Raw genomic sequence first — 19,475 nt, forward strand, 5'->3', positions numbered from 1 at the left:
TGGATTGGCGAACGGCCATGAAAAAGTCCCGTATCTCGCGATACGGGGCTTTTGTGTCAACGCGGGGTCAGAAGTTCCAGCGGGTGGTGACCATCATGTTGCGTGGGGTGCCAGGGTACGCCGAGTCATAGAAACCGATGTTGGTGTAGTAGTGCTTGTCGAACACGTTGTTGACGTTGAGGGTGGCTGACAGGTTCTGGGTGATCTGGTAGCGCGCCATCACGTCCACCAACCAGTACGCGTCTTGGGTGAGGACTTCGGAGCGGCCCAGGCCGGAGTTTCTGATCGACTTCCAGCCTTCGCTCTGCCAGCGCGCGCCACCGCCGAGGGTGAATTTGTCCAGCGGGCCGGTGAGTTTGTAGGTGGTGTAGAGGTTGATCTGGTCTTCCGGCTCCCAGGTAGAGACCTTCGTGCCGCTGTCGTCGCGGGCGACCTTGTGGGTGTAGCCAGCCTGCAGTTGCCAGCCAGTGGCGATTTCGCCGGAGATTTCCGCTTCGTAACCCTTGGTCTTGGACTTGATGCCGTAGTAGGGCGAATCGTTGATCAGGTCGGCGCCGGGTGAGGTGTCGAGTTCTGGACGGTTCTCTTCGTGGACTTCGAAATAGGCGAGGCTGGCGTTCAGGCGGCCGTCGAAGAATTCGCCCTTGAGGCCGATCTCGTAGTTCGTGCCTTCGTCGGGTTCGAGCATCTTGTCGTTGCGGTCGCGGTAGTCGGTTTGCGGCTGGAAGATCTCGGTGTAGCTGGCGTAGGCGGTGAAGTTGTCGTTGAGGTCGTAGGTCACACCGGCATACGGCACGACTTTGCCGCTTACCTTGGATTTGCTGGTGCCGGTGACTTCATAGTTGGCCAGGCGCGCGCCGAGCAACAGGTGCATTTCGTCGGTCAGGCTGAAGCGGCTGGTGAGGTAGCTGCCGGTCTGGCGGGAAGTCTGGTCGATGGTGCGGTATTGAACCCACGCTGGCTCCGGGATGTCACCGTCCCAACTGTAGAAGTCAGCGGAGTTGGTGCCGGGCGCGAAGACGGCGTTATAGCTCTTGCCGTCCCATTTGCTGATCGACAGGGACTGGCCCACCACCAGTTCATGCTCACGGCCAAACAGTTCAAACGGTCCGGAGGTATAGGCATCCAGGCTGTCGGCGGTGGTTTCGCCGGTGTGTTTTTTCGCAAACAGCGAGCTTTGGTTGCCGGAGTCCTGGGACAGGGCGCCCAGCGGCGCGTTGTAGCCGTTGACCTGATGGTTGTATTGACCTTTGGCGACCCAGCCATTGCTGAAGGTGTGTTCCAGGGTGGCGAATGCCGTGCGGCTGTACTGCCCCCACGAACCCCATTTCGGGCCGTTGTTGAACGAACGCGGCAAGTCCAGCTCTTTACCCTCGGCATCGAAGATCATGCGGCTGCCGGTCCAACTGGAGCCTTTCGGGTCGCTGTCTTGGTAGTCGGCACCGACGGTCAGCAGGGTGTCTTCGTCCAGGTCGGCTTCGAGAATCCCGTAGAACACGCTGGTCTTGCGCGAGTAGTGGTCGAGGAACGACTGCTTGTCGTTGTACGCCGCGACCACGCGGCCACGGACGTTGCCGGTGTCGGTCAGCGGGCCGCTGACGTCGATCTGCGAGCGGTAGTTGTCCCAGGAACCGGCCCCCAGCTCGATACTGCCCTTGAAGTCGGCCGTCGGCTTCTTGCGGATCAGGTTGATGGTGCCGCCCACGCCGCCGGCGCCGGTGAGCAGGCCGGTGGCGCCCTTGAGCACCTCGATGCGGTCATAGATGGCCATGTCGGTGAGGGTCTGGCCGGCGGAGTACTGGGCGTCGCGCAGGGTCGGAATGCCATCGTACTGGAAGGTGTTGATGGAGAAGCCACGCGAGAAGTAGTTGGTACGTTCGCTGTCATAGGTCGACACCGTGATGCCGGGGGTGTGGCGCATCACGTCGTCGATCGAGCTGAGGGCGAAGTCATCCATGGCTTGGCGCGTGACCACGGAGATCGACTGCGGGGTTTCCCGTGGCGTCAGCACCAGGCGCGTGGCGGTGGCGATGGTGCCTGGGGTATAGGAGCCGGTGCCTTCGGTCACGGTGCCCAACTGGTTGGCGGTTACCTGGGTGGCGCCGAGTTCTATGCCGGTCGAAGCCTGGAGGCTGATGCTCAGGGTGTTGCCCTGCAGGCCATAGCCGACGCCGGTGCCTTGGAGCAGGGTGGTGATGGCGCGGTCCGGGTCGAGCTTGCCTTTGACCGCATTGCTGCGCTTGCCTTCCACGTCGGTTGGGCTGTACAGCACTTGCAGATTGGCCTGCCGACCGAATGCCTGCAGGGCACTGCCCAGGGATTGGGCCGGCACGTCGATCTCGAGTTCTTGTGCCTGCACATAGCTGGCAATCGGCAGCGACACGGCCAGGGCCAGCGCGCTGGGCAGCAGGTTGAAATGCAGGGCCCGTCGCATCGATAGCGCTTTGCTCAGGGGGCTCAGACCGAGTCGTACTGACATGAATGCTTTCTCTTCTAGGTTTTTAGGTGGGCAGTTTATACGTATCTATTGAGGCTGGTTCTCATTACCACTAGTGAGACGTTCCTAATTGGAAAAACCGGAAAAGAAATTTCAAGCCGGCGCCATTTCCTCTACGACCTGGCCCGCGCGCAGGCGCACCAACTGGTCGGCGATGTCGAAATAGCGGTCGTCGTGGCTGATCACGATGATGGTTTTGCCCAGGCGTTTGAGGTCCGGCAGCAACTCGGTGTAGAAGATGCGTCGAAAGGCCGGGTCCTGGTCGGCGGCCCATTCGTCGAACACCAGCACCGGGCGCTGTTCGAGCCAGGCGTTGACCAGCGCCAGGCGCTTGCGTTGGCCGGTGGACAGGTCGGTGGTGCTGAACACGCCATCCTTGACGCTGACCTTGTGCGCGATTTCCAGGCGTTCCAGGTACGGGGTCGCGCTGTCCGGGGACTGGGTTGCGCTGCCCTGGACGAGGTCGTCGAACAGGTAATAGTCAGCGAACACGGTGGTGAACAACTGGCGATAGTCATCGCGCAGCAGGTCGGTGACGGGTTCGCCGTTGAGGCGGATCTCCCCGACATGGGGCTGATACAGGCCCAGCAGCAACTTGATCAGGGTGGTTTTGCCACAGCCGTTTTCGCCGACGATAAACACAATATCGCCTTGCTTGATGCTCAGGTTGATCGGCCCCAGGTGGAACGGTTCGCTGCCTGCCACCGGCGGCGGGCTGTAGCTCACGCCGCGCAGTTCCAGGCTGTGGACCTGCGCATGCGGCGCTTCGCTAGCGTCCATCAACAGGTGCGGTTCCGGCGACGAGAAGCGCTCGGACAGTTCGGTGATACGCGCAAAGGCAATCCGCGCCTTGCCGATGATCGGCAGGTAACCCACCACGTGTTCCAGCGGGCCTTTCATGTACAGCAGCACCAGCACGAACCCGGTGATCACCGCCGGGTCGGGGTTCGGGTTGTAGGCCTGCATGGCCAGCGCGAGGCCGATCACCACGAAGAACAGCATCGAGCCGAAGGTCTTGGCCACGATGTAGATGTTGACTGAGCGCACCTGGATATCGCTGATGCGGTCGGCGGTTTCCTGGATGCGGTGGGTGTTCATGCGGTAGCGGCGCGGCCGATGAATGCGCAGTTCCTTGGCGCCGGAGGCAATTGCCGAGTAGTGGCGTTGCAACTCATCTTCCAGGTCGCGTGCCTCGTCGAAGCCACGGATGCCCTTGGCCCCGGCGATGAACTGGACGCTGCAGCCGATGACGATGGCGACGATCATCATCAGGAACATCGGCACCGACAGATACGCCAGGTAGCCCAGGCAGCCGAGGGTGACGGTGGTGGCGATCGCCAGCGGGGTGAAGGCGAAGGAAAAATCGCTGATGGTGTCGACGTCGTGGGTCAGCACCGGGATCAGGCGGTGGGAGCGGTAGCGCTCGATCTGCTCGATGGGCGCCGACAGCACTTTCTCGCCGAGTTCCTTGCGCAACGCTGCGATGATGCGTTGGCCCACATAGTTGGTGCCGATGTCCGACACAATCGAACTGGTCAGGGCCAGCAGGCACAGGGCGGCAAACGTCAGCACCACGCCTTGGGTCATCCCGGTGGAGGCGTGCAGCGCGTTGTTGATAGTGGCCAGCAACAAGGTGATGGCCAGGCCACCGGCCATGCCCAGCGCGACGGAAACCGTCACGAGGGTCCGAAAGGGCCTGAGTAATGCGAGCAGACCGTTGAAGGCGCCGCGCTTGGGGTCGGTCATAAATACTTCCCGGAGAGTGAATAGAGGGGCTGGGCACACAAACCCTTACCCATGACAAACGAAGCGTCGGCGCGAGTATTTAGCGCGGCGCGCCTGGCGGCAGTGGCGGCGGATAAATTGCCCGGGGCCTGGTTCGTTCTTGTGATGTAGGCGCACGCGTAACCACGCCGTGCGCGTTCCCTTCAGCGAGAGCGAAACAATGACGAAAAAGAATCTGGTGTATGTGTGGTCCCTGCGAAATGCCGCCGCCGACAAGGCCGGGCAGGCGGTGGCCTACAAGGACCACGCGCGCTACATGAAGTCGGTGCTGGAGTTTCTGGTGGGGTCGCTGAACGACACGCCGCTGGGCGAGGCCTACAACCTGGTCGGCGTGGTGTATGACGACGACGAGCAGAACCCGCGGGACCGGCAGTTGGTCGCCGATTACGGCTTTGCCTACCAACCTGGGCGCCAGTGGCTGTACCCGGCCGACCTGCAGGTGCAGGGCCAGCGGGTCAACGACCTGCTGCTGAGCGTGGCGTCCACCTACCGCCGCCTGCCACGGGGCAGCGCCGAACATATCGCCGGCAAACAGGATTTCGAGCGCCGCCTGCATGACACGCTGGTGGAACTGAAGGCCGATATCGTGGTGTTGGACGGCTTGCTGGTGATCCTTGATGAATTGGTGCGTCCCGGTGCGCCGTTCGCGCGCCGGATCATGAATATCCATCCGGGCATTACCCGTCTCGAATCGCCTTACGAGCGCCGTGGCGCCTATGCCACCTGGAACGCGCTGTACGGAGCGCGTGGGCAGACTGTGGTGGACTGGGCCACCAAGGCAACCACGCCATCGGAACCGCTGTACCTCACCGGAGCGTCATTCCACTACGTGGACAACGGCATCGATTCCGGGGAAGTGTTCCACGACGTGCTCAAGACCGAGATCTCGCCGGACGACACGATCCTCGAACTGCGCTGGAACAACTTCAATAACAGTCTGTTCCCGGCGCTGCATGAAGGGCTGGCGTTGTTGGCGCAGAAGGATTGAAGCAAGCGCGGTCAAAGGTGGGAGGGGGCTGGCTCCCTCCCACATTGAAAAGGGCGGTGTTTTAGAGATCGCGCACCACGCGAAAGCCGATCCAGTCCCCACGCGTCTGCGGATAGATGTTGTTGCGGTTGCCAGAGCGTGAAAACACCGGCGCTTCACCCCAGTCGTTGCCACGAATCTGATAGACCTCGCAGCCCGGTTCGACCCAGGCGCTGCCGTCTGCAGGCGCCCCCAGGTAATTCTCGTGGTAACAGTCGGCTACCCGCTCATAGACGTTGCCGTGCATGTCATACACGCCAAACGCATTTGGCGGGTAGCTGCCGGCTGGCGAGGAATAGCTATAGCCATCCGCTGGCCCATAGGTGTTGGCATGCTCGGCGATGCTGTAACCCTTGCCCTCATCGAAAGGAAACGGGAACGGTCCGCTTGAGCCGGCGCGGGCGGCGTATTCGCGCTGCGCTTCACTGACCATCTGGTAGGTCTGCCCGGTCGTCTTCGACAGCCAGGCGACATACGCCTTGATGTCGTCCATGTCCATGCACACCGCTGGCTGGCGCGGGCCCTGGGGGTAGCGCGGTTTGCTGGCGATGCATTCACGGCCTGGGCGGGTGTCGCCATCGGCGATCTTGACCCCGGCCTGGCGCACGTAGCTGTCCCATTCGGCGGCGGTGATCTGGAAACGGCTCATGGCGAAGGGCTTGGCGAAGGTCACTGCATGCAGCGGGCCTTCGTCGGGCTCGCGGCCGACTTCGTCGTCCGGGGTGCCCATGGTGAAGGTGCCGGCCGGCAGTACGACCAGCTCCGGGCAGTCCTTGCAGTCCTTGAACACGTTGCCCGGCTGCGGCGTGGCGGCGTGGGCCAGGCCGGGCAGCAGGGCGCCGCAGAGGACGGTAAGCGCCAGGGCGGGCAGGCGGTTGAAGCGGGATGAAATCATCGGGGCCTCTCGTTCAAAGGAAAAAATCGCCGTCACCACCGCTGGCTCAGAGGGGCATAAAAGGTATGGCGATCGGTCATGGACTGACGTCATGGGTGATTAATGGGTTTGGCGGCTTGTTGGACCTGGTCCCACACCCGCAGGAAGTTGCCGCCCCACAGCTTGGCGATATCGGCTTCGGAGTAACCGCGCTGGAGCAGTTCGGCGGTGACGTTGCGGGTGTCGCCGACGTTCTCCCAGCCCTGAAGGCCGCCGCCGTCGTTGAAGTCCGACGAAATACCGACGTGATCGATGCCGATCTTGCGCACGGTATAGTCGATGGCATCCCCCCAATCCTTGAGGGTGGCCTTGGGTTCGTCTTCGAGAATGGCGTATAGCGCCTGGGCGTATTGGCCGAACTTCTGCTCGGGCCATGCGGCGATGATCGCGTCCCCCGGCATCAGGGCCATCGCCAGGTTGGGCAACGGTGGCAAATCGAAACGGGCGCGCAGGGTGTTGAGCGTGTCCTGGGTCGCTTGGCTCAGCGGGCGCAAATACGCCCGGAAACCCACCACCTGCACCACGCCGCCGCTGCGCTTGATCAGTTGCAGCTCTTTGTCGCTGAGGTTGCGCGGGATCTCCACCGAGGCGCGTGGTGCCGAGTGGGACGCCACCAGCGGCGTGCGGCTCAGTTGCGCAACCTGCTCCAGGGCCTTGGTCGACATCTGCGACACATCGATGATCACCCCCAAGTCGTTGAGGCGGTGTACCGCTTGCTGGCCGATGTCCGACAGCCCGTCGAGGGCATCGCTGGAGTCATTGAAAAACGGCAGCGGCCGCGATGAGTCGGACCAGGCGTTATTGCCGATATAGCTGAAGCCGAACATGCGCATGCCGCGTGCCGTCCACAGGTCGAGTTGGTTCAGGTCGGTGCCCAGCGGGTAGGCGTTGAGCATGCTGATAAAGACCGCGAATTTGCCTTCGCCATGCAGGCGCCGAAAGTCATCCGGGGTGTAGGCGATGCCCACTTGGTTGGGGAAGTCACGCACCATGCCGGAGATGATTTTGTAGCGCACCTCCTGCTCGTGGCGGGCTTCCTCGACAAACCCGTCGCTGGGCTTGTGCGGCGCGTTGGGGCCATTCCAGATTTCCGGCCAGCCGAAAATCGTCAGCGCCGCCCCGGACAATCGCCCGCGCCGCGCCTTGGCCAGGTCGAACTGGCCGCCGCGATCCTGGTCGGCCTCGTTGCCGGCGGTGCCGAAATCCAGCGGTACGGTGATATGGCTGTCGAACGACAACAAGCGGTCCTGCAAGTCATTGGCCTGCTTGATCACCGCCAGCCGGTAGCCGGCAGTGCCCTTGAACCAGTGATCCCAGACCAGGAAACCGACCCCGGCGCCGATGGCCAATGCCAGCGGCAGGCCGATAAACAGCGCCTTTTTCGAACGTGGTTTTGTCATTGCCATCTCAGTCAGTTGAGGCCTTTGCTATCTGGGAGGAACGAGCGATGAGCGGGGAAATTTAGGCCCCGGCGACGGCGCGGTAAATTTCCCCCACAGGCAAACGTTCTAGCTCTGATAAAGCCGCTTCCCAAGGTAGACAATGACGATCTCTCGACGTGGGTTCATCGCAGGCCTGGCGCTGACCGGCGCCGCCGTGCCTGCGGCCCTTAATGCCCATCGCGAGTGGACGCGTGAAGCATTCCCCATCACCCCCGGCGAAGCCACGGTGGATCTGGCTGACACCGCCGGCCAACACTTGGCGAACACCCTGCGCGGGGTGTGGAACCTGCGCCTGGAAGGCCGCGACGCCGGCCTCAAGGGCTTGCCCACGCAGGGCCTGGCGTTGCTGCTTGATGTCGCGCCGCGTGGGCGCGGCCTGCGTGGCTATCTCGACACGACCGAACACCTGCGCGCCGATGGCGAACCGCGCTACCGCGTCCTGGGTGATTTGCTCACGGGCGCGGGCACCGAGCTCTATTGGCGCCTGATCGACCGTGACGCGGCAGACGGCGCGCCTGCCTATGAATTCAGCATGACCGTTGATGAAGTCTGGGGCGTGTTCGGCAATGCCGGCAGCGGCACCCTCAGCGGGCAGATCCTCGACCTCGCCCGACCCCTGGCGCTGACCGAACCGGATAATCGTTTTGTCGCGCACAAACAGCCGTTTCCCGAAGCTCGCCAGCGCATCGGCCTCAACCCGTCGCTGCTGGCCTGGTTGATTTCCCCCGAGCACCGCCTGTTCCACCAACTGTGGCACGCCACCCGCGATCAATGGCACAAGCTCTCCGAGGACAAGCGCGAGGCCCTGCGCGGCATCGGCTGGCAGCCCGGCCCACGCGGTAAGGAGCGCGAAGCGCGGGGCAAACTCAAGGATCGCAACGGCTCGGGCATCGACTTCTTCTTCATGCACCGCCACATGCTCGGCACCGCACGCTCGATGCAGGACTTGCCGTCGTGGCCGGCGTTCCCCGAACCGCAACCGGCGTTGGAACGTGATCGCCTGGGCTTCCTGCGTTACTTCGATAACCACGACGGTTTTGCCCTGCCGCCCACCTGGCGGGCACCGGACGACGGCGACTACACCCAATGGGTCAGCGATATCAAGGCCGCTGAGACCTACCACAGCAACTTCCAAGTATGGGAATCCCAATACCGCGACCCGCGTTACCTGGCCAAGCTGACCCTGGGCCAGCTCGGTTCCGAAATGGAACTGGGCCTGCATGACTGGCTGCACATGCGCTGGGCCTCGGTGCCTCGCGACCCCTCCAACGGCGCGCCCGTGCCCTTCGCCCGCGACCCGGCGGACTTTGCCGCGCGTTGGTATGCGCCCGAAAACGACTTTCTTGGCGATCCGTTTTCCTCCCACGTCAACCCAGTGTTCTGGAACTTCCATGGCTGGATCGACGACCGCATCGAAGACTGGTTTCGCGCCCATGAGCGCTTCCATCCGGGCGAGGTAAAACGCCTGGAGGTCAACGGCGTGGCATGGTTTGCGCCGGGGCGTTGGGTCGAGGTCGGCGACCCGTGGCTGGGCCCGGACACCCATGGCTGCAGCACCACGCCGGGTTTGCAGAGGGGGCGTTCGATGGAGATGGACCCAGAGACCATGAAGCTCGCCCTGCGTATTACGTTTGCTGCGCAAGACGAAGCGCTGCAAGGCTTGTTCAAGCGGGTGCCGAAGCGCCCGTGGTATGCGCGGCATTTGAAGGTGAAGGCGCGGGAGGTTTAGGCGTTTTTTGCTGGGGTTCAATGTTTATGATGTAAAACGGCGGCGGGGTGGTTTATCTCCTGGTCCCTGAGCGTTCGCTTGCTTATATGTTTTAGTACTAGGTGAGTAGGAAAATATCGAAATGGATTTATATAAAACTCCATATTTCTACTGTTGTTTTGTTGTATGCCTATAGGGTTAAGAAATATCTGACAGTTAAATCCCGGCTCGGGGTTTAAATCTTAAATATTCTTTGCAATAAAGATAATCTGCGTGATTTGTGGGAAATATCTCCGATGCGCAATGGAAAGTTCCCGTCCGTGATTCGGGGGGTGGTAAATTCCCGCAGTGATACTTCATTCTAGTGAGCAAGGGGATGCCGTGTGCCATGTAGCACGTTGGTGTTCCAGAGTGGGGATTTAACTTCATTAAGTTCCCGTCTTACTTTTCTCTAATGGCTGATCAGCGCTGTTGGAAAAATCACGGAATGAAGCGATGACGCTAAGCAGCTTTCAAAATGAAGTGCCAAAGGCCCGGGTTAATATCAAGCTCGACCTGCATACCGGCGGTGCGCACAAAAAGGTTGAGTTGCCTTTGAAACTGATGGTGATGGGTGACTACAGTAACGGCAAGGAGCAGCGTCCGCTCTCCGAGCGCAGCAAGGTCGATATCAATAAAAACAACTTTGACAGCGTCCTGGGCGAGTTCTCGCCGGGTCTGAAGCTCGCGGTCAACAACACCTTGGACGACGATGCGTCCGACACCTCTGTCGAACTGAGTTTCCGGCGCATGAAGGACTTCGAGCCCGAACAGGTGGCGCGGCAGATTCCACAATTGCGTGCCTTATTGGCGATGCGCAACCTGTTGCGTGATCTCAAATCGAACCTGCTGGATAACGTGACCTTCCGCCATGAATTGGAACGCATCCTCAAGGATGATGCGCTCAGTGACGAACTGCGCGCTGAGTTGGCTGCCTTGGCGCCTGAAGAAGAACGTTAATTCATTGCGGTAGTTTAAAGGGAAGTTAAATCATGTCTTTAGAAGATTCCAGCGTGCAAACGCGCGGCGCCACAGTGTTGTCTGAAGAAGCCAGTGGTGTTTATGCTACGCTGTTTAATAAAATCAATTTAAGTCCTGTTTCTGAGTTGGCAGGTATTGATATCTTTCAGAGCTCGGACGCGCTGTCTGAAGTGTCCGTCGATGAACGGGTGACGGCGGCGGTTAGTGTGTTTTTAAACTTGCTTAAGCAAACGCCGCAAAAAATCGAGCGATTGGATAAAGTCCTGCTGGATGAACATATCGCTTCGCTGGACAGGCAGATTGGCCGTCAGCTCGATGCAGTCATGCACCATCCTGACTTCCAGCGCGTCGAGTCAACCTGGCGCGGTGTGAAATCGCTGATTGATCAGACAGATTTCCGTCAGAACGTTCGCATAGAACTATTGGATGTCAGCAAGGACCACCTGGTACAAGACTTCGAGGACGCGCCAGAAATTGCCCAGAGTGGCTTGTACCTGCATACCTACACGCAGGAGTACGACACCCCGGGTGGCGAGCCGATTGCGGCGGCTATCTCAAACTATGAATTCGATCGTAGGCCTCAGGACATCGCGCTGCTGCGCAATATTTCCAAAGTGGCCGCCGCCGCGCACATGCCGTTTGTGGGGGCCGTCGGCCCAGCCTTCTTCGGCAAAGAGACTATGGAGGAGGTGGCCGCGATCAAAGACATCGGCAACTACTTTGATCGTGCCGAATACATCAAGTGGAAGTCATTCCGTGACAGTGATGATGCGCGTTACATCGGCCTGACCATGCCACGTGTCCTGGGGCGCTTGCCCTATGGGCCCGACACCGTTCCCGTGCGCAGTTTCAATTACATCGAGACTGTCAAAGGGCCGGATCACAACAAGTACCTGTGGACCAACGCATCGTTTGCCTTTGCCGCGAACATGGTCAAGAGCTTCATCACCAACGGTTGGTGCGTGCAGATTCGTGGGCCGCAATCGGGTGGTGCGGTGACTGAACTGCCGATCCATTTGTATGACCTTGGCACCGGCAATCAGGTCAAGATCCCTTCCGAAGTGATGATTCCGGAAACCCGTGAGTTCGAGTTCGCCAACCTCGGGTTCATTCCGCTTTCGTACTACAAGAACCGCGACTATGCGTGTTTCTTCTCGGCCAACTCCGCGCAAAAGCCGGCGCTGTACGACACGGCCGATGCCACGGCGAACAGTCGAATCAACGCGCGCCTGCCTTACATTTTTCTGCTCTCACGCATTGCTCACTATCTGAAGCTGATCCAGCGCGAAAACATTGGCACCACCAAGGACCGGCGTTTGCTCGAGCTGGAACTGAACAAGTGGATCGGCGGGCTGGTCACCGAGATGACTGATCCGGGCGATGACTTGCAGGCCTCACACCCGCTGCGGGATGCGAAGGTTACGGTGGAAGACATCGAGGACAACCCCGGTTTCTTCCGCGTCAAGTTGTACGCCGTGCCGCACTTTCAGGTCGAGGGTATGGACGTGAACTTGTCGCTGGTTTCGCAGATGCCCAAGGCCAAAGCCTGATTCAGTCGTAGGGAAACGATGCCATGAATATCGATCGCCCTCTGTGGGCCGCTGGGGCGTTGCTGTCGCCGCAGCAATTCCAGCAACAGGCACGCTGGGAGGCTTGGACCAACGAACAGCTCGCGCACCTGGCCCTGGCACACCCTTGGGGTGTCCAGGCGGTGGGGTTCGACCTGGACGCATTGCGGCTGGGTAAGCTCAAAGCGACTCAACTGCGTGTGCGCATGCCTGATGGCACGTGGATCGACACTGAGCAGGTGGACCGCCTGCCTGCCGCCTTGGAGCTGGCGCAGTTGCTGGCTGACGACGATCAGGCAGTGCTATTGCACGTGGCCTTGCCCCTGGAGCAGGCCAATGGCAACAACTGCCTGTTCGAGGGCGGCCGGGCCGATCGACCGATGCGCTACTGCCAGTCTTGGCGTGAAGTACAAGATATTTACGCCGATGAGGTGCAGTCGATTGGCGTGCTGGAGCATGCACTGAGCCTACGCCTGCAGCGTGATGACAATGCGGATTACATGACGTGCCCGGTCGCACGTCTGGTGCGCGATGGGCAGGGAGCCTGGAGCCTCGACCCGGCCTATGTGCCGCCGTTGCTGAGTTTCGCCGCGCACCCGGGGCTGCTGAACCAGTTGGACAACCTGTTGACGCAGTTGTCCGCCAAGCGGCAAAGGCTCATGGGGATGCGGCGGGAAAGCAACCAGCGCATGGCCGACTTTGCCGTTGCCGACGTGTCGCTGTTCTGGCTGCTCAATGCCTTGAATACCTATCAGCCGGTATTGGCCGATCTTCTGGAGTTCCCCGCACGCCATCCCGAGCAGGTCTACCAGCAGTTGATCAAGCTGGCCGGCAGCCTGCTCACGTTTTCGCTGGAACACGATGTAGACAAGATCCCCGCATACCGGCACACGTCGTTGGAAGCAGTGTTCCCGCCGCTGATGCACACCCTGTCGCTGTTGTTGGAGGCCAGTCTACCGTCGCGGGTCGTTGCTCTGGTGCTGGAGGTGCAGGGAATTAATCGTTGGCAGGTCACGCTGAATGACCCGCGCTTGCGCGAGCGTGAGGGGGCCGATTTCTATCTGTCGGTGCGCAGCCGGTTGCCGGCGGCGCAGGTGCAGGAGCAGTTCCCGCGCCTGTGCAAGATCGGTACGCCGGATGATGTCGATTATCTGATCAACGCGGCACTCGACGGGGTGCCGTTGCAGTCCCTCAGCCATGTGCCGGCGGCGATTCCATTGCGCCTGGAAAATCAATACTTCGCGCTGGATCTCGGTCATTCCAAGGGGCAGGCGGTGTTGGACGAAGGGGTCTGCGCTTTCTACGTTCCAAGCAGCTTGGTCGACGTCAAGCTGGAACTGTTTGCGGTGCTGCGCTCATGAAACCGACGCCTTCCAACGCGCAAACCGCAGTGGCGGTGGATATTGACGCGCTGTTACAGGACACCTACCTGTTGGTGGTTGAGTTGCGCCAGGGCGCCTCGGTGCAGCCTGGTCGGGAGTTGGGCGAACTTTGTGTCGAGCAGGTTGAGCAGACTCGGCAGCGCCTTGAGCGGGCGGGCCTGAGTCCGCGCAGTATCGACCACATCAGTCATGCTCAATGCGCGCTGCTCGACGAAGCGGTGCTGACCTGCGCCGACGCCGATGCCCGTACCGATTGGGCCAGCGCACCGTTGCAGGCCAAGTTTTTCAATCGTCATCAGGCCGGTGAGTTCCTGTACGAGGCCATGCGTGACGTGTTGAGCGAGCCTGCGCCTGACCGGCATGTGCTGACGGTATTTCAGCGCGTATTGATGTTGGGTTTTCGCGGGCGCTATCGTGATTTGAGCGACCCCGAACGCGAGCAATTACGGGTGGCTCTCGACGCACAGGTGGCGCCGTTCAAGGTCAGTCAACACGCGCCGACGCAGGTAGGCGGTGGCGAACTGAGCGCGGGTTTTGGTTGGCTGCGTTCACCTTTGATTCATCTGCTGACAGTGGCCCTGTTGCTCGTTGCGACGTGGTGGGGATTGGATCATCTGTTGAGCGATGCGATTGCCTCGCTCTTGCCGGATCAGGGGTGAGTGCCAGATGACCTTCAATCTGCATCGCATCCTATACCTGTGGGCGGGTGTCCTCGTGCTCGCGTTGCTGCTCATCATTCCGCTCGCGCTGTGGGCGCGTGTACTCGGCGTGTTGATCGCGGTGTGCTGTGTGGCGTGGGCCTGGGTATCACTGCGCCTGCGCGCCGAACGGCAGCATGGGTCGCTGAGGTTGGCCGAGGGCAGGGGGATACCCGCCGCTGGGTTTCGTCACCCGGTGGTGCTGGTCTGCGGTGATGGCCTGGATGGGCTGTTCGGCAGGGTTGCCGCCGAGCGGTTGGCCCTGCGTGTGACTGAGCAAGGGTGCTACGTGCGCGTACCGAGCCTGGAGCAACTGCGGGTTGTCACTGATCAGGTTCTGGCCGTGCGTCCGGGCTGGGCCGGGCAACTGGGCGTGATGTTCAGCGTCAGTCCCGGCGCGCACAGTGATGGGGCCGTACTCGCCCGTCAGGTGCGCGCCTTCAGTCATCAGGTGGCCTTGGCCCGCAAGCGCGGCGTTGCGCTGCCGCTGTTGCTGGTGAGCTACCTGCAAACCTTGCAGGGCGAGGCGCCTTGGTTCTGTTGGGGCAACGGGCAGGCCGAGGTCCGTGTGTGTGATGCGGGTGCTTGCGTCAGCCTGGATGACTGGCAACAGCAACCTGCTGACTCGCCCAGGCAGGCCGCTCGGATGCACGCAAGCATTCAACTGAGCAGCACTGTGGCCTGGCTTCATGAAGCGGTACTGCCGCACCTTGTCAGTCGCAACGCTTCTGGCTTGGCGGCGACCTGCGCAGTCACGTGGGTGCCGGCATTGCCGCATGCCGTGAAGGGGAACCTGTGGCAGCACTGGTTACGCAGAAAAGTGGCGCTGGCGGATCACAGAGAGGCCGTGACGAATGCGGTGTTGCCGTTCCCGGACCCTTTGCTCAACCTGTTGCCGCTCGGCCCGCTGCGTTCCCCGGTGCAACGTGCAAGCGTTATTGCGCTGTGGTTGTTCGCCGTGGCGGGTGTTGTCGCGCTCGCCAGTTCGGCGTGGCAGAACGCCCTGTTGCTACGCCAAGTCAGCGATGACTTGCGACGTTATTCGGCTATCCCGCAACCGACCCAGCGTAACCAGCGCGAGTTTCTTTGGCGTGAAAATGCCCTGACCGTGCTGCGCCAGGACGCCCAGCGTCTGGACGCGTACTACCGGCACGGTGCGCCCCTGGCATTCGGCTTGGGCCTGTATCGCGGCGAACGCATGCGCGCCGTGCTGCAGGCGGTGCTGGCCGCTCACGTTGAACCGCCACCGGCCACATCACCGGCGCGGGCTGCCCGCCCGGTGCGGTTGGACAGCCTGTCGCTGTTCGCCAGCGGCAGTGCCCTGCTTAAGCCGGATTCGGCCAAGACCCTGATCAATGCGCTGGTCGATATCAAGGCCCAGCCCGGCTGGCTGATCGTCATTTCGGGGCATACCGATGCCACTGGCGACCCCGAAAACAACCTTCGACTGTCCCGCGCCCGCGCCGCTGCCGTGCATGACTGGATGCAGCGCTTGGGCGGCATTCCCGACAGCTGCTTTGCCGTGCAGGGCTTTGGCGCCAGCCAGCCGATTGCTGGCAACGACACCGAGGCGGGGCGTGCAGCCAACCGCCGCGTTGATATCCGTCTGGTGCCTGAGGCGGGGGCCTGCGTGCTTCCCGTCGCACACCCGGACAGGCAACCCCCGGTCGCATTCCGCGACATTTAAATCTACGAGAAAAAGGAGCTTCACATGGCAATTCCCGTTTACCTCTGGCTGCAAGACGACGGCGGCGCAACTATCAAGGGTTCGGTGAACGTGCAACAACGCGAGGGCAGCATCGAGGTGGTTGCCCAGGATCACAGTCTGTACATCCCCACCGACAATAACACCGGGAAATTGACCGGTACGCGGGTTCACACCCCGTTTCTGTTTTCCAAGGAAATCGATGCGTCCAGCCCCTATCTCTACAAGGCGGTCACCACCGGGCAAACGCTCAAGAGTGCTGAGTTCAAGTGGTACCGCATCGACGATGCGGGGCAGGAGGTCGAGTACTTCATCACCAAACTCGAAGACGTCAAAGTCGTGAAAGTCGCGCCGAAAATGCACGACGTCAAAGACCCGAGCAAAGAGAAGCACAACCACCTCGAGCAGGTGGAGTTGCGTTACGAGAAGGTCACCTGGACCTACAAGGACGGCAACATCATCCACTCCGATTCATGGAATGAACGCCAAAGCGCTTGATACGCGTGGAGCAGCAGGTGGGCCTTTGCCTGCTGGCTCCCGGTGTGCTGGGTTGAGCGTCCGTTCGCGGGCGTTCAGCCAAACACATCGAGTTTCAAACCCGCGGCTGGCGTTATCGATGACACACCACCATCACCGAACAAGGATGTAACCGTATGGCCCAACATTCCACGCGCTTGCTTCGCCGTCTCAACCCTTATTGCACCCAGGCGTTGAGTGCAGCGGCTACGTTGTGCCAAAGCCGTGCCCACGCGCAGGTCACCATCGAACACTGGCTGCTCAAGTTGCTGGAGCAAGGCGAGGGCGACCTGACCCTTATCGGCCGTCGCTACGAATGGGATATGGATGCACTCTGGCGCGGCCTGATCGACCACCTGGACACCCTGCCGCGCAGCGTGCAAAACAAGCCACAGCTGTGCGGCAAGCTGCAACAACTGATCAAGAATGCTTGGCTGCTGGCATCCCTGGATGGCAATAACGAGATCCTGCGCTCGGCGCATTTGCTCGGTGCGCTGCTGGAAACTCCGAGCCTGCTGGTGTGCGACGCCACTTGGCCGCTGCTTAGTATCAGCGATGCCCAGTTACAGCGGTTATTGGTGTTGCTCGACCAGCGCTCCGAAGAACGTGCGCAAGCGCAGCAAGAAGCGGCACGGGACCACACTGAGCTGCCCGCTTTATCCGGCACCGATGAACCGGATGCCCTGAAAGTCATCTTGGACAAATTCACCCACGACGTTACTGCCAAGGCGCGGGCGGGGCAGATCGACCCGGTGTTTGGTCGTGACGATGAGATCCGTCAGGTGATCGATATTCTCAGCCGTCGGCGCAAGAACAACCCGATCCTGGTGGGGGAGCCCGGCGTAGGCAAAACCGCTTTGGTTGAAGGTCTTGCGTTACGCATCGTAGAGGGCAATGTCCCCGACAGCCTCAAGCAGGTCACCTTACGCACCCTTGACTTGGGTTTGTTGCAAGCGGGCGCCGGGGTCAAAGGCGAATTCGAACAACGCCTGAAAAACGTCATCGAGGCCGTGCAACTGTCGCCGCATCCGGTGCTGCTGTTTATCGATGAAGCCCACACTCTGATTGGCGCTGGTAACCAGGCGGGTGGTGCGGACGCCGCCAACCTGCTCAAACCGGCCCTGGCGCGTGGCGAGTTGCGCACGGTCGCCGCTACGACTTGGGGTGAATACAAACAGTATTTTGAACGCGATGCCGCTTTGGAACGACGCTTCCAGATGGTCAAGGTCGACGAGCCGGACGACGCCAACGCCTGCCTGATGCTGCGCGGCCTCAAGGCGCGCTACGCCAGCCATCACGGCGTGCACATCCAGGACGCGGCGGTACAAGCAGCGGTGACGCTTTCACGGCGCTACCTGACCGGCCGCGAACTCCCCGACAAAGCCATCGACCTGCTCGACACCGCCAGTGCACGGGCACGCATGAGCTTGGACTGCGAGCCGCAAGCGCTGGTGCGCCTTAAGGCCCAGCAGACGGCCCTCGAGCTGGAACGCCAGGCCCTGGAAGAAGACCAGCAACTGAGCGGCAGCCCCGCCAGCGAGCGCCTGGCGATCATCGACGCGCAGCACGCCGAGTTGCACCGCCAGCTAGTCGGGCTTGAGGCGCAATACCGCAACGAACTCGAGCTTACCCAGCAATTGCGCGATGCCCGTCAGGCAGAACCAGCACAAAGGACCGTCTGCCTGCAATTGCAACAACAACTGAGCAACGCCCAGGGCAACCAGCCACTGCTGTCCCTCGACGTCGATGCGCGCAGTGTGGCCGAAGTCATCGCTGACTGGACCGGCGTACCGCTGGGCAGCTTACTCAAGGACGAACAAGCCAACCTGCTTGAGCTGGAATACCAACTGGGTGAGCAAGTGATCGGCCAGGACCCTGCGCTCAGCGCTTTGGCCCAACGCCTACGCGCAGCTAGGACCGGCCTGACAGATGAAAAAGCCCCGCTGGGCGTATTTTTGCTGGTCGGCACTAGCGGCGTCGGCAAAACCGAAACGGCGCTGGCGCTGGCCGACACGCTGTTCGGCGGCGAAAAATCGCTGATCACCATTAACCTCTCGGAATATCAGGAAGCCCATACCGTCAGCCAGCTCAAAGGCTCACCTCCCGGCTACGTCGGTTACGGTCAGGGCGGCGTGCTCACCGAAGCCGTGCGTCAACGCCCCTACAGCGTGGTGCTGCTCGATGAAGTCGAGAAGGCGCACCGCGACGTTCTCAATATTTTTTACCAGGTCTTTGATCGGGGCTGTATGCGCGATGGCGAAGGTCGGGAAATCGACTTTCGCAACACCGTCATCCTCATGACTTCCAACCTTGGCAGCGATGAACTTCAAACTTGCCTGCAAGAGTTCCCCGACGCATCCGACAGCACCTTGCACGCGTTGCTGCGCCCGATCCTGCGCGAACACTTCCAGCCAGCCTTATTGGCTCGTTTCCAAACCCTGATTTACCGCCCGCTTCAAGCCGACGCCCTCCAACGTATCGTCGCCATCAAACTCGCCCACGTTGCCAAGCGCTTGCAGCGTCATTACGGATTGGATTGTCAGGTCGACGCAGCCCTCAGCGCGGGGCTGGTTGCGGCCTGCCTGCTGCCCGACACAGGCGCGCGCAACATTGACAGCCTACTCAACCAGCAGATTCTGCCGGTCCTCAGTCAGCGGTTGTTGCAACGCCAAGCCGCCCGGCAGAAAACGTTTGGCGTGACCTTGGGCTACAGCATTGAGGAAGGGATTGTCCTGCATTTTATCGACGCCCAAGACGCTGTTTCGCCCGTTGCGATGGAGGCCTGAACATGCTCAACCAACTGCGCAGCTTCTACGACCACAGCCGGCACACACTCAGCGTGCGCGACGTTGATGCACTGCTTGACGTCCTGGCCTTTGAGGGCAAAGAGGGCCTGAGCCAACCCTTCACCTATCGTGTGGAGTTCACCAGCACAGACGGCGATATTGCTGCCGAAAAAATGCTCGGACAGAACGCCAGTTTTAGTTTGCATGGCGCCCCACAAAACTTTTCCAAGCGTGGCTTTAACGGACCCGCGAACGGCCCATTGCGCACGCTTCACGGGGTAGTCACCGGCTTCAAACGCCTGTCCGGCTCCGCTGATGAAGCCCGCTACGAAATCACCCTGCAACCGCACCTTGCCCTGCTTGGGCGAGGCCGACAGTTCCGCATTTACCAACACCAATCTGTACCG

At 61.0% G+C, this 19,475-nt stretch carries 14 protein-coding genes; 10 read left to right on the forward strand and 4 right to left on the reverse strand.

Features of this window, described 5'->3' with window-relative positions:
* Positions 1-67: 67 nt before the first annotated feature.
* Both ACP7CJ_RS18575 and ACP7CJ_RS18580 read right to left on the reverse strand, forming a co-directional pair.
* Positions 68-2,479 carry a TonB-dependent siderophore receptor gene (locus ACP7CJ_RS18575; RefSeq protein WP_426100992.1) on the reverse strand — a complete coding sequence of 804 codons (2,412 nt, stop codon included), beginning with the start codon at positions 2,477-2,479 and terminating at the stop codon, positions 68-70.
* 111 nt (positions 2,480-2,590) lie between these two features.
* Entirely contained in the window at positions 2,591-4,243 is a 1,653-nt protein-coding gene (locus ACP7CJ_RS18580; protein WP_426100994.1) for a cyclic peptide export ABC transporter, read from the reverse strand.
* A gap of 199 nt (positions 4,244-4,442) precedes the next feature.
* On the opposite strand from ACP7CJ_RS18580, the gene ACP7CJ_RS18585 reads away from it, so the two are divergent.
* Positions 4,443-5,270 carry a N(5)-hydroxyornithine transformylase PvdF gene (locus tag ACP7CJ_RS18585; RefSeq protein ID WP_426100996.1) on the forward strand — a complete coding sequence of 276 codons (828 nt, stop codon included), beginning with the start codon at positions 4,443-4,445 and terminating at the stop codon, positions 5,268-5,270.
* Positions 5,271-5,331: 61 nt separating this feature from the next.
* Here the strand turns inward: ACP7CJ_RS18585 and ACP7CJ_RS18590 are convergent, their stop codons facing one another.
* Entirely contained in the window at positions 5,332-6,204 is an 873-nt protein-coding gene (locus ACP7CJ_RS18590) for a formylglycine-generating enzyme family protein (RefSeq protein WP_426100998.1), read from the reverse strand.
* A gap of 89 nt (positions 6,205-6,293) precedes the next feature.
* Positions 6,294-7,643, reverse strand: a complete 1,350-nt coding sequence (pvdM, locus tag ACP7CJ_RS18595; protein ID WP_426101000.1) for a pyoverdine-tailoring dipeptidase-like protein PvdM — start codon at positions 7,641-7,643, stop codon at positions 6,294-6,296.
* A gap of 142 nt (positions 7,644-7,785) precedes the next feature.
* On the opposite strand from pvdM, the gene ACP7CJ_RS18600 reads away from it, so the two are divergent.
* The 9 genes from ACP7CJ_RS18600 to ACP7CJ_RS18640 form a co-directional block, all read left to right on the forward strand.
* Positions 7,786-9,414, forward strand: coding sequence for a twin-arginine translocation signal domain-containing protein (locus tag ACP7CJ_RS18600; RefSeq protein ID WP_426101002.1), 1,629 nt, complete (start codon positions 7,786-7,788; stop codon positions 9,412-9,414).
* Positions 9,415-9,888: 474 nt separating this feature from the next.
* Positions 9,889-10,392 carry a type VI secretion system contractile sheath small subunit gene (tssB, locus tag ACP7CJ_RS18605; protein WP_426101004.1) on the forward strand — a complete coding sequence of 168 codons (504 nt, stop codon included), beginning with the start codon at positions 9,889-9,891 and terminating at the stop codon, positions 10,390-10,392.
* 32 nt (positions 10,393-10,424) lie between these two features.
* The gene (gene tssC / locus ACP7CJ_RS18610) at positions 10,425-11,963 is read left to right on the forward strand and encodes a type VI secretion system contractile sheath large subunit (RefSeq protein ID WP_276197746.1); all 1,539 of its coding nucleotides are present in this window, start codon (positions 10,425-10,427) and stop codon (positions 11,961-11,963) included.
* A 23-nt stretch (positions 11,964-11,986) separates the two neighbouring features.
* Entirely contained in the window at positions 11,987-13,342 is a 1,356-nt protein-coding gene (gene tssK / locus ACP7CJ_RS18615; protein ID WP_276197747.1) for a type VI secretion system baseplate subunit TssK, read from the forward strand.
* Positions 13,339-14,022 carry a type VI secretion system protein TssL, short form gene (gene tssL, locus ACP7CJ_RS18620; protein WP_276197748.1) on the forward strand — a complete coding sequence of 228 codons (684 nt, stop codon included), beginning with the start codon at positions 13,339-13,341 and terminating at the stop codon, positions 14,020-14,022. Before tssK ends, tssL begins: the two co-directional genes overlap by 4 nt.
* A 7-nt stretch (positions 14,023-14,029) precedes the next feature.
* Positions 14,030-15,748, forward strand: coding sequence for an OmpA family protein (locus ACP7CJ_RS18625; RefSeq protein ID WP_426101006.1), 1,719 nt, complete (start codon positions 14,030-14,032; stop codon positions 15,746-15,748).
* Between the two features lie 24 nt (positions 15,749-15,772).
* A complete protein-coding gene (locus ACP7CJ_RS18630) occupies positions 15,773-16,264 on the forward strand; it encodes an Hcp family type VI secretion system effector (RefSeq protein WP_276197750.1) in 492 nt (163 codons plus the stop codon).
* Positions 16,265-16,419: 155 nt separating this feature from the next.
* Complete coding sequence (gene tssH / locus ACP7CJ_RS18635; RefSeq protein ID WP_426101008.1) at positions 16,420-19,068, forward strand: type VI secretion system ATPase TssH; 2,649 nt, start codon at positions 16,420-16,422, stop codon at positions 19,066-19,068.
* A gap of 2 nt (positions 19,069-19,070) precedes the next feature.
* The coding region (locus ACP7CJ_RS18640) for a contractile injection system protein, VgrG/Pvc8 family (protein ID WP_426101010.1) at positions 19,071-19,475 on the forward strand (405 nt) is incomplete at its 3' end.

This window comes from Pseudomonas sp. PSPC3-2, assembly GCF_049897085.1.
Taxonomy (GTDB): domain Bacteria; phylum Pseudomonadota; class Gammaproteobacteria; order Pseudomonadales; family Pseudomonadaceae; genus Aquipseudomonas; species Aquipseudomonas paraveronii.

Bases quoted from the DNA above. Each gene is read 5' to 3' on its own strand.
- ACP7CJ_RS18575 (WP_426100992.1), bottom strand. From the start codon at position 2,479: ATGTCAGTACGACTCGGTCTGAGCCCCCTGAGCAAAGCGCTATCGATG.
- ACP7CJ_RS18580 (WP_426100994.1), bottom strand. From the start codon at position 4,243: ATGACCGACCCCAAGCGCGGCGCCTTCAACGGTCTGCTCGCATTACTC.
- ACP7CJ_RS18585 (WP_426100996.1), top strand. From the start codon at position 4,443: ATGACGAAAAAGAATCTGGTGTATGTGTGGTCCCTGCGAAATGCCGCC.
- ACP7CJ_RS18590 (WP_426100998.1), bottom strand. From the start codon at position 6,204: ATGATTTCATCCCGCTTCAACCGCCTGCCCGCCCTGGCGCTTACCGTC.
- pvdM (WP_426101000.1), bottom strand. From the start codon at position 7,643: ATGACAAAACCACGTTCGAAAAAGGCGCTGTTTATCGGCCTGCCGCTG.
- ACP7CJ_RS18600 (WP_426101002.1), top strand. From the start codon at position 7,786: ATGACGATCTCTCGACGTGGGTTCATCGCAGGCCTGGCGCTGACCGGC.
- tssB (WP_426101004.1), top strand. From the start codon at position 9,889: ATGACGCTAAGCAGCTTTCAAAATGAAGTGCCAAAGGCCCGGGTTAAT.
- tssC (WP_276197746.1), top strand. From the start codon at position 10,425: ATGTCTTTAGAAGATTCCAGCGTGCAAACGCGCGGCGCCACAGTGTTG.
- tssK (WP_276197747.1), top strand. From the start codon at position 11,987: ATGAATATCGATCGCCCTCTGTGGGCCGCTGGGGCGTTGCTGTCGCCG.
- tssL (WP_276197748.1), top strand. From the start codon at position 13,339: ATGAAACCGACGCCTTCCAACGCGCAAACCGCAGTGGCGGTGGATATT.
- ACP7CJ_RS18625 (WP_426101006.1), top strand. From the start codon at position 14,030: ATGACCTTCAATCTGCATCGCATCCTATACCTGTGGGCGGGTGTCCTC.
- ACP7CJ_RS18630 (WP_276197750.1), top strand. From the start codon at position 15,773: ATGGCAATTCCCGTTTACCTCTGGCTGCAAGACGACGGCGGCGCAACT.
- tssH (WP_426101008.1), top strand. From the start codon at position 16,420: ATGGCCCAACATTCCACGCGCTTGCTTCGCCGTCTCAACCCTTATTGC.